Genomic DNA, 13,269 nt, shown 5'->3' with positions numbered 1-13,269 from the left:
ACTGCGCGCCTGAATGTTTCCCTGTGGTGTGCCCGTGGCTCAAAACTCCGTATTTCTTCCCGAACAATTCCTCGCGCAGATGCGCGAGGCGCTTCCTGCTCATCTCTCATTCGACGATTTCATCGCCGCCTGCCAGCGCCCTTTGCGCCGGAGTATTCGCGTCAATACGCTAAAAATCAGCGTCGGGGCATTTCTGGATCTCGTCTCCCCCTACGGCTGGCAGCTGACGCCGGTGCCGTGGTGTGAAGAAGGGTTCTGGATCGAGCGGGATGACGAGGAAAGTTTGCCCCTCGGCAGCACCGCCGAGCACCTGAGCGGGCTGTTTTATATTCAGGAAGCCAGCTCCATGCTGCCGGTTGCCGCGCTGTTTGCCGATGATAACCAGCCTGAACGGGTGATGGATGTCGCCGCGGCGCCGGGCTCTAAAACCACGCAGATTGCCGCCCGGATGAACAACCGCGGCGCGATCCTCGCCAACGAATTTTCCGCCAGCCGCGTGAAGGTTCTCCACGCCAATATCAGCCGCTGCGGGATCCACAACGTCGCGTTAACGCACTTTGACGGTCGCGTTTTTGGGGCTGCCCTGCCGGAAGCCTTTGATGCCATCCTGCTTGATGCGCCCTGCTCCGGCGAAGGCGTGGTGCGCAAAGATCCTGATGCATTAAAAAACTGGTCCGTTGAAAGCAACCTTGAGATCGCCGCCACGCAGCGTGAACTGATCGACAGCGCGTTCCATGCCCTGCGCCCCGGCGGCACGCTGGTTTACTCCACCTGCACGCTGAACCGCGATGAAAACGAGGATGTCTGCCTGTGGCTGAAGGCGCGCTATCCGGACGCCGTCGAGTTTTTACCGCTGGATACGCTGTTTGACTCGGCCAGTGAAGCCGCCACGCCTGAAGGCTTCCTGCATGTCTTCCCGCAGATTTACGATTGCGAAGGTTTCTTCGTCGCGCGCCTGCGTAAAACCGGCGCCGTGGAGCCCCTGCCCGCGCCGACGTTTAAAGTCGGTAAATTCCCCTTCACGCCGGTTAAAGGCCGTGAAGCGGCACAGGTGGAGGCGGCTGCAAACAAAGTGGGACTGCACTGGGATGAGAGCCTGCACCTCTGGATGCGTGACAAAGAGCTGTGGCTGTTCCCGACCCATATCGAACCGCTGATGGGTAAAGTGCGTTTCTCCCGCCTTGGTATTCGCCTGGCGGAGATCCACAACAAAGGCTATCGCTGGCAGCATGAAGCGGTCATTGCGCTGGCTGGTCATGAAAACACGTTCGCCCTGACGCATCAGGAAGCGGAAGAGTGGTATCGCGGTCGTGACGTTTACCCGGAAAACGGTCCGGCGCAGGATGAAACGATCGTGACGTATCAGGGTTTTCCGCTGGGTCTGGCGAAAAAAGTCGGCTCGCGGCTGAAAAACAGTTATCCGCGTGAACTGGTTCGCGATGGCCGTCTGTTTACCGGTAACAGCCGCACCGCCTGAAAAAAACGCATTTTTTTACTGGCGATTTCGCTCTCCTTGTCTAGGATCAAAAATGGGTGACTGCACTGGTCATACCAGATTTTGGGCAACAAACCGGAGAGCATTATGACGAAAACCAGCGTACGCATTGGCGCTTTTGAAATCGACGACGCTGAATTGCGCGGCGAAGCACAAGGCGATCGAACGTTAAGTATTCCCTGCAAATCCGATCCGGATTTGTGCATGCAACTGGACGCCTGGGATGCAGACACCAGCGTCCCGGCGATCCTTGATGGGGAACATTCCGTTCTGTACCGTGAGCATTACGACAGTAAAACCGATGCCTGGGTCCTGCGTCTTGCCTGACCCAAAGAGAACCCGCCCGAAGGCGGGTTATTTATTACTGAAGCTGCACCAGCGTCAGGAAGCCCCCAAACACCGCCCCCGTATCGATATAGTGCAGATTGTTAAAGTCATACCGCTTGTCTACGGGCGTGTGTCCAAACCAGAAGTGATCCGCCCCGCTAACGCCCTGGCCTTTACCCACCATAAAGCCCATTAAACGATCGCGGTCCCACAGCACGCGCCTGGCATCAACCGGCTTTTGCCAGACATATTCGGCTGAGGGATAATCCGCATGAGCCACAACGTTCAGGCCATTTATGCAGGTTATTTCAATGACGTGCGGTAAGGTCCGGCAGGCGTTGAGTAACGTCAGCGCCTGTTTTTGTTGCTCACCCTTAAGCGCGCTAAACCAAATACCGCCATTTACCGACCACAGGCTAAAATCATTATTTTCCAGCGCATCTAACGCCATTTGCTCGTGATTGCCGCGCACCGCATAAAACCAGTTTTCCTGTATCAGCTGTAAACATTTTACGCTGTCAGGCCCGCGATCGATAATATCTCCCACGGAGATCAGCAGATCCGTATCAGGATTAAAATGCCGACGTTTCAGCGCATCTAAAAGCTGCTGATAGCAACCATGAATATCGCTGACAACCCAGACATGACGCCAGTCTTTACCCTCTATTTTCTGATACATAAGCCCTCCATTCTGAAGTATAGCCGCAGCAGAAAATGTCCAGACAGATATTACAAACCCCAACAAACCCTCAACCAGCCGGAAATAAACCCTGCCGCGCTATTAATCCTTTATTAGCGGCCCCCTAAAATAGAGCGCAATAAAACGAGGGATTTTTACGTGTCGAACTTACACCTGCAAAAAGATGTTTTTTATCCGCATCGCACAAATATTATTTCGGAACTGATTAAGGGAAAACGCGTTCCAGGGCCTATCTGGCAAAAACGTGAATACCGTCTGAAGTTTCTTTTGCGCTCGCTTTTATTCTGGTCTTCCACCCATCGTATGCTGGAGGCGCTATCCGGACGCGATGATTTTGACAGATTACTGGCGGCACAAATTACGCTGCCGAGCAAAACCCACCGTCAGTACCTGATGCGCGGCCTGAACGCCAATGACAGAGCCGACGCCATCGTCAGCCACTACCACTGGATTGACAGCCTGAAAGACCGGATGCTCGCTCACGCCCTCGCGAGCCCCAATGAGTTGCCCGTGGCGCAGTTTGAGGCGAAAAACGGGGTGATCTATACCGTTACAGCCTCCTCTGCGGGCAAGGCCGAACGCGAGGGAGAAAGTACGCTGTGGCTGCACGACCATGAAGATACCCTTCTCGCCAGCCTGACGTTTTGCGTTGCGCGCAGCAACGGGCGCTCGGTGCTGGTGATTGGCGGCCTTCAGGGGCCACGCCGCAGCGTCTCGCGGGACGTTATCAAGCAGGCCACACGTGCCTGCCACGGGCTGTTCCCGAAGCGCGTGCTGATGGAGGTGATCTTCCAGCTCGCCTCACACTCGAACATCAGCGCTATCTTTGCCGTCAGCGATGAGGGGCACGTATTTCGCGCCCTGCGCTACCGGCTGAGCAAAGGCCGACATTTCCACGCCAGCTACGACGAGTTCTGGGAAAGCCTGAACGGAAAACAGCTCTCACCTCTTTGCTGGCAGCTGCCGCTGCGGATAGCGCGCAAATCGCTGGATGAGATCGCCAGCAAGAAACGCGCAGAATACCGCCGCCGCTTTGCGCTTCTCGATAATATTGCGGCTTCCGTCAATGCGCGGATTGAGCCCTTGTCGACCTCAGGCGAAAAACAAACAAAAATTTAACAAAACAGCCAAAAAGGACTGGACTTACGCCTGCCGGGTTGTGGTATGTTTTAAGCAGGCGCACAGGAAGTGAACCTTCTGCTGAGACGAAAACCGGATTTTATCGTTTACTATGAAGCAGATAAAAAGAGACCGAATACGATTCCTGTATTCGGTCCAGGGAAATGGCTCTTGGGAGAGAGCCGTGCGCTAAAAGTTGGCATTAATGCAGGCTCAATCGCCTTGCCCTTTAAGAATAGATGACGACGTCAGGTTTTCCAGTCCACAGTAAAAGTGGCCTGAAAAAAAGCGTTAAAACATCACTAAATGTGAAAAACCGCAGAGCTTTTACAAGCACCTGCGGTTTTTTTTATTGGAAACCTGACTGCTAGCAGAGTTTTTCAGCGCGCTCAATAAACGGCGCCAGGCTCTTCTTCTGCCCGGGGTTTGCCGGATCGTCGACCTGGATCACGCTGACAGGCTGTCCGTTACTTTTGCCGCTGGCAACCTGCTGCTCCGCAACGTCATTTAACGGATACTGCACGAGCGTGCTGGGATTAATGACGTACAGCGCGTGGCCGGGACGGCAGGTGAGCATGACCTCTTCACGGTTGAAAGCCCAGTTGTCCTTGCCCACCTCGAACCGGCTGACGGTGATGACCTGCGGCGCGGCCAGCGCACTGCTGGCACAGGTGAGAAGTAAAAGAGAAAGCAGCGTCTTTTTCATATGTTATATAACCTTGTCAGAAGGGTTCCCAGGTCGCGAACAGGCTGACGGCCGCCAGTACCAGCGCGCCCAGCACCACTTCTGCCTGTGTCATCCTGATAAAAATCTGTTGTTCCCGCCCGGCATCAGGGCGAAAGCGTGGCACAAGAAAATACCGATTCGCCAGTGCAATTGCCACCATCATGATGACCAGCGCACATTTGAACAACAACAGCCGTACATAAGGCGCCTGCCACGGCACGTCTATGCCCACAATAAAGAGCGTGTTGATGATCCCGGTCAGCAGCACGCCGCCAACGGCGTAATGCCCCACGCGGGAGAAGCGCATCATGGTGAAAATAGCGGCTGGCTGCCAGCGGCCTTTCGCCAGACGCATACAGAACAGCAGCGGCAGTAACCCGCCCACCCAGGTCGCGGCGCACAGCAGATGAAGCGCATGGTTCAGACGATGCAACGCTCCCGGTGCGCCGCCGTTCATTGCGGCATGTCCGACGCCCGCCAGCAGCACAAGTTGCCCCATGGCAAGCAGTAACAGCCGCGAGCCTTTCTGTGGAGTAAGCCATGCCGCGCCCGCTGTCACAGCGGCCAAAACCATTTGCCACAGCCAGACGCCACCAAACTGCGTTCCCAGCACGCTGCGCCAGACCGCCGGGCTAATGACGTCGCCCCAGCCGTTACCCATTAACCCACTTTGCAGGCCGAACATCAGCAGAGCAGCCATCAGGCTGATTAAGGCCGCGATTTTCTGCTGGCGCTGGAAACGTTGCGTCATGAGGCGCTGCAACGAAGACGGTGCAAACCAGACGCTGTAAAGCGCGTTGCCGAAAAGCAGCATCAGCGCAGCAAAATGGATAAAGCGTAACGCTACGTAGCTCAGGGCCAGCATACTATTTCACGCTAAAGTGATAGCTGCCCTTGGTTTTGTGGCCGTCCACGGAGACCACGTGCCAGTCCACCGTGTAGGTGCCGGTCGGCAACGGTTTCTCAAGGGGAACAATCAGCTTTGCGTTATCCTTTTCGTCACGCTTCACCGCACCGGTCTGGATCGTGTGCTTCTGCGCGTCCGTCACCACAACGCCGCTAAAGGCTGGCTCAATGCCTTCCGAGAAATTCAGGGTAATGACGTCGGGTGCCGTCGCGACGGTATTCTCCTGCGGGGATTGTTGCTTAAGGTGCGCATGGGCCAGAGCTGAGGGCGCGGTTGCTGAAGAGAGCAGAAAAACCAGCGCGCACGCGACGCGGGAAGGGGTAAAGTGCATCACAATCATTCCTTTTCGTTATGCCTGAATGCTAAAGAATAACTCTGTATAATTAACGAGTCGAGGAACATCCTTTGCTCCCTTGTCATCGTTGAACAATCGCGGTAACGTTGCCGCCGCAGAAAAAGGAGAAGGAAATGAACGTTAACCTGGCCGCCCTTCCTCAGGACGAGATGGACAAAGTGAATGTCGATCTCGCCGCCGCGGGTGTCGCATTCAAAGAGCGTTACAATATGCCCGTCGTGGCTGAAGTGGTAGAGCGTGAACAGCCTGCGCATCTGCGCGACTGGTTTCGCGAACGTCTGATCGCGCATCGCCTTGCTTCCGTCAACCTCTCACGCCTGCCGTACGAACCTAAAGTTAAATAAGCTTAACGTCTCGTTACACTTCCTTACGCGTTATGTGGCAGGATAAGAAAACCCTGATAAATTTAGGTGTAATCTTAAAATCCCAGCGACTTAGTGTATAAGGAAGTCACGATGTCACGATGGAATATAGCCGCGGCCCAGTATGCTCCGCGGCACAACTGTGTTGATGAGCACGTAAAACACCACCTGCACTTCATTGACGAGGCGGCCTGCCAGGGGTGCGATTTAGTCGTCTTTCCCGAGCTTTCCCTTACCGGCCCTGGCGGGGCAACTTTACCCCCACCGCCTGACGATTTGCAGCTCGCTCCCCTCCTTCACGCCGCGCAGTCACGTTTCATCACGGTGATTGCCGGTATTACGCTCCAGCAACACGGCCAGCGTCAGAAAGGACTCGCGCTTTTCACGCCCAGCCTGTCGACCATCCGCCGTTATCCGCAGGGCAACGGTGCGGGTGTGATCCCTGGTGATAAACGACTATCCATCGTTGATAACCAGGCTGACGCCCCGGAACTGGACCCGGAGGCAACCCTGTTCACCAGCAGCCTGGCGGTGGGCGAGCACCGCTGGCGGCAGTCCATCGGTTCGTTACAACGCTTCGCGCATAAATACGCCATCGCGGTGTTGATGGCGAACGCGCACAGCGGCAGCGCGTTATGGGATGAAAAAGGTCAGCTTATCGTGCGTGCCGACAAGGGCGAACTGCTGTTAACCGGTTCTTTAGGCCGACAGGGTTGGCAAGGCGATATCATTCCATTAGGCTAGGCCTTTTAGGATCAGGAGCGATCAATGCTACGCGTTATTGATACCGAAACTTGCGATTTGCAGGGCGGAATTGTGGAAGTCGCTTCTGTCGACGTGATTGACGGAAAGATAGTCAACCCAATGAGCCATCTGGTGCGCCCGGATCGCCCCATCAGTGCGCAGGCGATGGCCATTCATCGCATTACGGAATCGATGGTGGCGGACAAGCCGTGGATTGAAGAGATCATCCCCCTCTACCACGGCAGCCAGTGGTACGTCGCGCATAACGCCAGTTTTGACCGCCGTGTGCTGCCGGAGATGCCCGGCGAATGGATTTGCACCATGAAGCTGGCGCGCCGCCTGTGGCCGGGGATCAAATACAGCAATATGGCGCTGTATAAGTCGCGCAAACTCAGCGTGCGGACGCCGGAAGGGCTACACCATCACCGCGCCCTGTATGACTGCTACATCACCGCGGCGCTCCTGATTGATATCATGAATACATCCGGCTGGACGCCAGACGATATGGCGACCATTACCGGCCGCCCCGCACTACTGACCACCTTCACGTTCGGTAAATACCGGGGGAAACCGGTAGCGGAAGTGGCGGACAACGATCCGGGCTACCTGCGCTGGCTGTACAACAACCTCGACAGAATGAGCCCGGAACTGCGCCTGACGCTGAAGTATTATTTAGGCGAAGCCTGAGTTCCCGCGCGGCCTGGCAGCGTATCCTGCGCCAGGCCAATCAAAAAGGCATACTCCAGCGCCACCCCTTCATAGGATTTAAATCGCCCTGATTTCCCCCCGTGCCCCGAGTCCATATCGGTACACAGCAGCAGCAGATTATCGTCTGTTTTCAGCTCGCGCAGCTTCGCCACCCATTTCGCTGGCTCCCAGTACTGCACCTGGGAATCGTGCAGACCGGTGGTCACCAGCATATGCGGATAGGCTTTCGCCTCGACGTTATCGTACGGACTGTACTCTTTCATGTACCGGTAATAGGTTTCATCCTGCGGGTTCCCCCACTCCTCAAACTCACCGGTGGTCAGCGGAATAGACTCATCCAGCATGGTCGTCACCACGTCCACAAACGGCACCTGGGCGATAACGCCTTTAAAAAGCTCAGGCCGCTGGTTAATCACAGCGCCCATTAGCATGCCTCCGGCGCTGCCCCCCATGCCAAAGCAGAGCTGCGGATCGCCATACCCTTGGGCAAGCAGCGCATCGCAGACGTCCAGGTAATCATTGAAGGTATTTTTCTTTTTGAGAAATTTTCCGTCTTCATACCAGTGCTGCCCCAGCTCGCCGCCGCCGCGAATATGGGCAATCGCATAAACAAAGCCACGGTCGAGCAGGCTCAGCCTGCTGCTGCTGAAATCGGCGTCCATGCTGGATCCGTAGGAGCCGTAACCGTAGACGAGGATGGGGTTTTTGCCTTTGTTGAAGTGGTCCTTGTGGTAGACGAGAGACACGGGGACTTCGACGCCGTCGCGCGCGGTCACCCACAGGTGCTCACTGCGATAATTCTCCGACTCAAATCCCCGAACCTCCGCCTGCTTAATCACCTGACGCTGCCCGGTGTCCATATCCAGTTCAAACAACGTGTCCGGGGTAGTCATCGACGAATAGCCATACCGCAGGCGGGACGATTCCGGTTCCGGGTTAAAGCCAATCCACGTGACGTAAGCCGGGTCATCAAACGCAATACCCACCACCTCGCGGGTTTTGCGGTTGATTTGTCGGATACTGGTCAGCCCGCGCTGGCGCTCTTCCACCACCAGCCAGTCTGTAAACAGGGTGAACCCCTCCAGCATCACCTGATCGCGCGCGGGAATTAACACTTCCCACTTCCGTTCATCGCGCACTTTGGTTTTATAAAGACCAAAGTTTTTGCCCTCGCGATTTGAACGCAGGTAAAAGCTGTGCTGGAAGTGATCCAGGCTGTACTCATGATCTTTACGGCGCGGCAGGAAGCACAGCGGCTGCGCATCCGGCAGTTCGGCATCCAGCAGCAACACCTCAGAGGTGGTGGCGCTGGCAAGGAAGATAGTCACGTAGTGGCGAGATGAGGTTTTATGCAGGCTGACGTAGAACGTCTCGTCTTTTTCCTCGTACACCAGCTCGTCGTCGGCGGAATCGGTCCCCACCGTGTGGCGCCAGACCTGATAAGGCAGCAGCGTTGAGGCATGCTTTTTAACGTAGTAGACCGTTTCTGAATCGTTGCCCCAGACAAAATCGGGGGAAACATTATCCAGCATTTCGGGATACCAGTTTCCCGTTTCAAGATTGCGGAAGCGCAAACCGTACTGCCGGCGGGAAAGATAATCCTCCGCCAGCGCCATAATGGCGTTATCAGGGGAAATCGACATGCCGCCCAGCGTGTAAAACTCACTGTGGGCCGCACGTTTATTAGCATCAAGCAGGATATCCCATTCGTCCCACTCGGCACTCAGCACCGACTGGCGCTGATAGATGGGATATTCGTTTCCCGGCTCGTAAATATGGCGATAGCGATAGCCGTTTTTGCACCACGGGGCTGAGACATCGCGCTGGGGAATACGCTGCACCATTTCGCTCAGGAGCCTGTCCTGAAGCGCCTGCTGGCTGGCCATGACCTTTCGGCCATAGTCGTTTTCCTCGTGCAGATAGTCGAGCACCTCTGGCCGGGAACGAGAATCGTCCCGCAGCCAGTAGTAGTTATCTATACGCGTATCGCCATGCGTGACGATCGCATAAGGAGTACGTCGGGCTTTTGGAGGCATGGCATTCTTACTTTTTCGTTTTACATCCTATAAGGTTGGCAAAACGCGCGTATGATGCAAGCGAAACATGCCCTTCTAGCCCGCGAGGGTCTGTTTCTGCTGCTGAATATCCTGCTCGATCCCCTCACGAACGTCCTGCGGGATCTTCAGCGCATCGCCGAGGGCGTTCAGGTAGCTGCGCTCCATAAAGTGATCGACATCGATGGCGGCACAGCTCAGAAAATAGAGTTCCAGCGCCTCTTCTTCGTTTTTCACGCTTTGCGCCAGGCGCTGCGGATCGAGCGGCTGTTCAATGGCCTGCGCCACCAGCGCCCTGCCCTGCTCCTCGACGCCCGCTTCCCGCATTTGCTGTTCGATCGCGGCGCGTTCACTGGCATCGATATGCCCGTCGCTTTTGGCCGCGAACACCAGCGCGAGGATCAGACGCTCGGTGCGTACGTCTAGCGACGTCGCCTGCTTCCCGTACTGCGGTTCATCCTGATGCGCGTTGCGCACTTTGTCCTTGTATTTATTCCATAAAACGCTGCCCGCAATGGCTCCTCCGCCCGCCAGCAGCGCGCCGGTGCCATATTTCGTCAGCAGCTTTCGCGATGATTTATTGGCAACCAGCAAACCGGCCAGCCCGCCGAGCGCTCCCGGCACCAGCAGCTTGCTTAGACCCTGCTCGCCGGACGACGAGCCTTTTTGTCCCAACAGGGATTGCAGTTGATTCATCCAGCCTGACATATTTTTCCTCACGTTACGGTGCGTACTTTCACAGCCTAAGCGAGCAGGTGTCAGGAAATGTCTGTCAGTGCTAAAGAAGCGCAAATTTCTCCCCTGCCCTGGCTATCCCCATACAAGACAGACGCAAACGTTTTCGTTTATACTGCCCGCAACTTTTTCAGGGGGATTTTATGACTCGTTTAGGAACCGCGCTGCGCCCTGCCGCGACGCGCGTAATGCTGTTGGGCTCGGGTGAACTGGGTAAAGAAGTGGCCATTGAATGCCAGCGTTTGGGCGTAGAGGTGATTGCGGTGGACCGTTACGCGAATGCTCCAGCGATGCACGTCGCGCATCGCTCGCACGTCATTGATATGCTTGACGGCAATGCCCTGCGGGCGTTGATTGCCGAAGAAAAACCGGATTTCGTGGTGCCTGAAATTGAGGCCATTGCCACTGAGGTGTTGGTGGCCCTTGAGCAGGAAGGCCAGCGCGTAGTGCCTTGCGCCACAGCGGCAAAACTGACCATGAACCGGGAAGGCATTCGTCGCCTGGCCGCAGAAGAATTACAGCTCCCGACGTCAAGCTACCGTTTTGCCGGGGATAAAGCTGCGTTTCTCCAGGCCGTCGAAGAGATTGGCTACCCGTGCATCATTAAGCCGGTAATGAGTTCCTCCGGCAAAGGGCAGAGCTTTATCCGCGACAGCAGTACGCTGGACCAGGCCTGGGACTATGCCCAGCAGGGTGGTCGTGCCGGTGCCGGGCGCGTCATCGTGGAAGGCGTGGTGAAGTTTGATTTCGAAATTACCCTGCTTACCGTCAGCGCCGTGGACGGCGTTTATTTCTGCGACCCGATTGGTCATCGTCAGGAAGACGGCGATTATCGCGAATCCTGGCAGCCGCAGCAGATGAGCGCGCTGGCGCTGGCGCGCGCGCAGGAGATCGCCCGCAAGACGGTGCTGGCGCTGGGCGGCTACGGCCTGTTCGGGGTGGAGCTGTTTGTTTGCGGCGACGAGGTGATCTTCAGCGAAGTCTCCCCTCGCCCGCACGATACCGGTATGGTCACGCTGATTTCACAGGATCTCTCCGAGTTTGCGCTGCACGTGCGCGCTTTCCTCGGCCTGCCGGTTGGCGGCATTCGCCAGTACGGCCCGGCTGCCTCCGCGGTGATCCTGCCGCAGCTGACCAGCCAGAATGTCACTTTTGATAACGTCGAAGGTGCGGTTGGCGCAGGCTTGCAGGTCCGACTGTTCGGCAAACCGGAGATCGACGGCACCCGTCGTCTGGGCGTGGCATTAGCGACCGGGGATAACGTGGACGAAGCCGTTGCAAGAGCGAAAATAGCGGCCACTGCGGTGAAAGTGACAGGGTAAACAACTAATGGCTGGTCAACTAAGCGACCAGCCACATTGCATGATAAACGTTTTTCGTTCTATCGCTTCCATTCGTATTCCATGTCCTCGTAGGCTTCATTCGTTTTCGAGATGAAAATAAAGCTACCGAGGCCTATAAAAATAACGAAGGGAATAATGATGCTCGCAATCAGTTCCCAGATTGCTGGCTGATCGTTTTGCGCCGGGAAACTGATACGATAGGCAATGAGGGATAACACGCAGAATAAAGCCGCCATACCCGCAGGATAAAGGGGATTACTCCAGTTACACCAGGTAAGTTTTTTTGGGATAGCTGTCTTCATGGAGGAAAGCGCAGTAACACAAAATTTGTTTTTGTCTGAATAAGCTACCAGTTGCTCCCCCTGAGCATATTTTACCGCATCCGCCGCAAATGCCAGAGCCAGCCATCGATACCCGGCACTCTTTGCGCCCAGAGAGGCATCGATATCCAGCCGTTCAACCGTGAGCGCTTTGTTGTCCAGTGCCTGCATTAATGGATATTTTTCAATACGGGACAGCCCGGTATACCAGAGATTTTTCGGCGAAAGTACCGAACCACTCTCCAGGAAGACCGCCATTTTGTCCTCTACATCGGTCACGTCAGACATAGGCTGATATAAATATACCGGTTTTTCGCCCTCCTCCCGGACATAATGACTGGTCAGCAGGAACGCACATGCATTTTCCATGCTCTTTGATTCGCCGCTTTCTTCATGTAAATCAACGATAACAATTAACCGGTTTTCAACTCTGTAATCAGATAAGTTCATCCATTGGCTAACGATCGCGTAGTCAGGACATTCTGTGCTGTACTCAATTTTACACGTGCTGGCCGTTTCAATACCCAACCGCTCCAGAGTGCGCCTCAGTTCATCAATGCAGGATCCACTCCCTCCGTGAACCCAGACAACGGTTTCAAAAATACGGTAGTTATAGTCCTTAAATTTCTCTGCCATCGGATCCAGTAAGCGGTAAAACATCTGTTCATTCCTGGTCTGGTCGAAGCGATCTTCCATCTGAATGTTAAGCGGCGTTTTCGGTGCCAGCGGAAATTCGCCTTCCAGTTTCAACATATTCAGCGCGGGTTGCTCCAGGGGGGTGATTGAAGACCATGCTGCGATAGCCATATTTTTCCGCGCATACGTCTTTAAATTAATCTCCTGCTCTTTTGCCATGAATTTTCGGGTTTCAGCATAATGAATGTTGGCGTCATGAAATATAAAACCTGTAAAAACTAACAACGACACAACACAGATGGGCAGAATAACTGAAGGTACAAAAAAGAGAGCCGAAACGTGTTCCTGTTCAGGCCAGGTGAGAGCCCGGAGCGCGAGGCCCATTGCGACGGCTATCACATAGATGAAAACAATCATGGCGACTGGCACAGTGGATTCCGGGTCTGGCTGTTTTTTGTATAACCACCATGCGCGCATTACGAAGCTCCCGCCACAGGTAAGGTACTTTTGATTTCACATCCACACGCCGCGCGACAGCCATCTACCACAACCCCACGGCCATGCATGGTCCAGGTTGGGTGACATTCAGTGATTGGGAACATCCCTTTATGGAGCGGACACTGCACAAGATCGTCTTTCAAGGCCACGGGCTGACCTATAAAGTCTGCCCCAGAGGCCTTAGTGACTTTTCCTCCGCTTATCAGCGGATCGTTTAACCTAATGACGCCTTTCATCAC

15 protein-coding genes are annotated in these 13,269 nt (G+C 55.1%); 7 read left to right on the top strand and 8 right to left on the bottom strand.

What is annotated here, in order from left to right:
* Positions 1-34: 34 nt before the first annotated feature.
* Positions 35-1,477, top strand: coding sequence for a 16S rRNA (cytosine(1407)-C(5))-methyltransferase RsmF (rsmF, locus tag E0L16_RS10765; RefSeq protein WP_207388503.1), 1,443 nt, complete (start codon positions 35-37; stop codon positions 1,475-1,477).
* A 105-nt stretch (positions 1,478-1,582) separates the two neighbouring features.
* Positions 1,583-1,822, top strand: a complete 240-nt coding sequence (locus tag E0L16_RS10760) for a YebV family protein (RefSeq protein WP_006176013.1) — start codon at positions 1,583-1,585, stop codon at positions 1,820-1,822.
* A gap of 34 nt (positions 1,823-1,856) precedes the next feature.
* On the opposite strand, the gene pphA is transcribed toward E0L16_RS10760, so the two are convergent.
* Entirely contained in the window at positions 1,857-2,501 is a 645-nt protein-coding gene (gene pphA, locus E0L16_RS10755) for a protein-serine/threonine phosphatase (protein ID WP_131636898.1), read from the bottom strand.
* 159 nt (positions 2,502-2,660) lie between these two features.
* Here pphA and E0L16_RS10750 point away from each other — a divergent pair, with 159 nt between their 5' ends.
* The gene (locus tag E0L16_RS10750; protein WP_131636897.1) at positions 2,661-3,641 is read left to right on the top strand and encodes a VirK/YbjX family protein; all 981 of its coding nucleotides are present in this window, start codon (positions 2,661-2,663) and stop codon (positions 3,639-3,641) included.
* A 367-nt stretch (positions 3,642-4,008) separates the two neighbouring features.
* On the opposite strand, the gene E0L16_RS10740 is transcribed toward E0L16_RS10750, so the two are convergent.
* Genes E0L16_RS10740 through yobA form a run of 3 tightly spaced genes read right to left on the bottom strand, consistent with a single transcriptional unit; the run spans position 4,009 to position 5,606 of the window.
* Positions 4,009-4,347, bottom strand: a complete 339-nt coding sequence (locus tag E0L16_RS10740; RefSeq protein WP_063868473.1) for a YebY family protein — start codon at positions 4,345-4,347, stop codon at positions 4,009-4,011.
* Between the two features lie 16 nt (positions 4,348-4,363).
* The gene (gene copD / locus E0L16_RS10735) at positions 4,364-5,233 is read right to left on the bottom strand and encodes a copper homeostasis membrane protein CopD (RefSeq protein ID WP_131636896.1); all 870 of its coding nucleotides are present in this window, start codon (positions 5,231-5,233) and stop codon (positions 4,364-4,366) included.
* Between the two features lies 1 nt (position 5,234).
* On the bottom strand, positions 5,235-5,606 hold the full coding sequence (yobA, locus tag E0L16_RS10730; RefSeq protein WP_107535597.1) for a CopC domain-containing protein YobA: 372 nt from the start codon (positions 5,604-5,606) through the stop codon (positions 5,235-5,237).
* A gap of 137 nt (positions 5,607-5,743) precedes the next feature.
* Here yobA and E0L16_RS10725 point away from each other — a divergent pair, with 137 nt between their 5' ends.
* The 3 genes from E0L16_RS10725 to exoX all read left to right on the top strand — a co-directional run bounded on the left by E0L16_RS10725 (position 5,744) and on the right by exoX (position 7,423).
* Positions 5,744-5,974, top strand: a complete 231-nt coding sequence (locus tag E0L16_RS10725; protein ID WP_003859784.1) for a DNA polymerase III subunit theta — start codon at positions 5,744-5,746, stop codon at positions 5,972-5,974.
* Between the two features lie 111 nt (positions 5,975-6,085).
* The gene (locus tag E0L16_RS10720; RefSeq protein WP_063868470.1) at positions 6,086-6,736 is read left to right on the top strand and encodes a carbon-nitrogen hydrolase family protein; all 651 of its coding nucleotides are present in this window, start codon (positions 6,086-6,088) and stop codon (positions 6,734-6,736) included.
* Between the two features lie 24 nt (positions 6,737-6,760).
* The gene (gene exoX / locus E0L16_RS10715) at positions 6,761-7,423 is read left to right on the top strand and encodes an exodeoxyribonuclease X (RefSeq protein ID WP_131636895.1); all 663 of its coding nucleotides are present in this window, start codon (positions 6,761-6,763) and stop codon (positions 7,421-7,423) included.
* Here the strand turns inward: exoX and ptrB are convergent.
* Together ptrB and E0L16_RS10705 are read right to left on the bottom strand one after the other, a co-directional pair.
* Positions 7,405-9,480: an oligopeptidase B gene (gene ptrB, locus E0L16_RS10710; protein ID WP_107535599.1), complete on the bottom strand. Its 2,076-nt coding sequence runs from the start codon at positions 9,478-9,480 to the stop codon at positions 7,405-7,407. The two genes, exoX and ptrB, sit on opposite strands and share 19 nt — an antisense overlap.
* A 75-nt stretch (positions 9,481-9,555) precedes the next feature.
* On the bottom strand, positions 9,556-10,206 hold the full coding sequence (locus tag E0L16_RS10705) for a tellurite resistance TerB family protein (RefSeq protein WP_063450103.1): 651 nt from the start codon (positions 10,204-10,206) through the stop codon (positions 9,556-9,558).
* Positions 10,207-10,376: 170 nt separating this feature from the next.
* On the opposite strand from E0L16_RS10705, the gene purT reads away from it, so the two are divergent.
* Entirely contained in the window at positions 10,377-11,555 is a 1,179-nt protein-coding gene (gene purT / locus E0L16_RS10700) for a formate-dependent phosphoribosylglycinamide formyltransferase (RefSeq protein ID WP_131636894.1), read from the top strand.
* A 59-nt stretch (positions 11,556-11,614) separates the two neighbouring features.
* Here purT and E0L16_RS10695 read toward each other — a convergent pair whose 3' ends face one another.
* Complete coding sequence (locus E0L16_RS10695; protein ID WP_131636893.1) at positions 11,615-13,009, bottom strand: hypothetical protein; 1,395 nt, start codon at positions 13,007-13,009, stop codon at positions 11,615-11,617.
* Complete coding sequence (locus tag E0L16_RS10690) at positions 13,009-13,266, bottom strand: PAAR domain-containing protein (protein ID WP_131636892.1); 258 nt, start codon at positions 13,264-13,266, stop codon at positions 13,009-13,011. Before E0L16_RS10690 ends, E0L16_RS10695 begins: the two co-directional genes overlap by 1 nt.
* Positions 13,267-13,269 lie beyond the last annotated feature (3 nt).

Origin of the sequence: Enterobacter quasihormaechei, assembly GCF_004331385.1 — a bacterium.
In the GTDB taxonomy this organism is placed as follows: domain Bacteria; phylum Pseudomonadota; class Gammaproteobacteria; order Enterobacterales; family Enterobacteriaceae; genus Enterobacter; species Enterobacter quasihormaechei.
Note: the sequence above shows the minus strand (reverse complement) of the source record. Positions and strands in the feature narration are given on the sequence as shown.

Bases quoted from the DNA above. Each gene is read 5' to 3' on its own strand.
- yobA (WP_107535597.1), bottom strand. From the start codon at position 5,606: ATGCACTTTACCCCTTCCCGCGTCGCGTGCGCGCTGGTTTTTCTGCTC.
- E0L16_RS10705 (WP_063450103.1), bottom strand. From the start codon at position 10,206: ATGTCAGGCTGGATGAATCAACTGCAATCCCTGTTGGGACAAAAAGGC.
- pphA (WP_131636898.1), bottom strand. From the start codon at position 2,501: ATGTATCAGAAAATAGAGGGTAAAGACTGGCGTCATGTCTGGGTTGTC.
- purT (WP_131636894.1), top strand. From the start codon at position 10,377: ATGACTCGTTTAGGAACCGCGCTGCGCCCTGCCGCGACGCGCGTAATG.
- E0L16_RS10740 (WP_063868473.1), bottom strand. From the start codon at position 4,347: ATGAAAAAGACGCTGCTTTCTCTTTTACTTCTCACCTGTGCCAGCAGT.
- E0L16_RS10690 (WP_131636892.1), bottom strand. From the start codon at position 13,266: ATGAAAGGCGTCATTAGGTTAAACGATCCGCTGATAAGCGGAGGAAAA.
- E0L16_RS10695 (WP_131636893.1), bottom strand. From the start codon at position 13,009: ATGCGCGCATGGTGGTTATACAAAAAACAGCCAGACCCGGAATCCACT.
- copD (WP_131636896.1), bottom strand. From the start codon at position 5,233: ATGCTGGCCCTGAGCTACGTAGCGTTACGCTTTATCCATTTTGCTGCG.
- E0L16_RS10720 (WP_063868470.1), top strand. From the start codon at position 6,086: ATGTCACGATGGAATATAGCCGCGGCCCAGTATGCTCCGCGGCACAAC.
- exoX (WP_131636895.1), top strand. From the start codon at position 6,761: ATGCTACGCGTTATTGATACCGAAACTTGCGATTTGCAGGGCGGAATT.
- E0L16_RS10760 (WP_006176013.1), top strand. From the start codon at position 1,583: ATGACGAAAACCAGCGTACGCATTGGCGCTTTTGAAATCGACGACGCT.
- ptrB (WP_107535599.1), bottom strand. From the start codon at position 9,480: ATGCCTCCAAAAGCCCGACGTACTCCTTATGCGATCGTCACGCATGGC.
- E0L16_RS10725 (WP_003859784.1), top strand. From the start codon at position 5,744: ATGAACGTTAACCTGGCCGCCCTTCCTCAGGACGAGATGGACAAAGTG.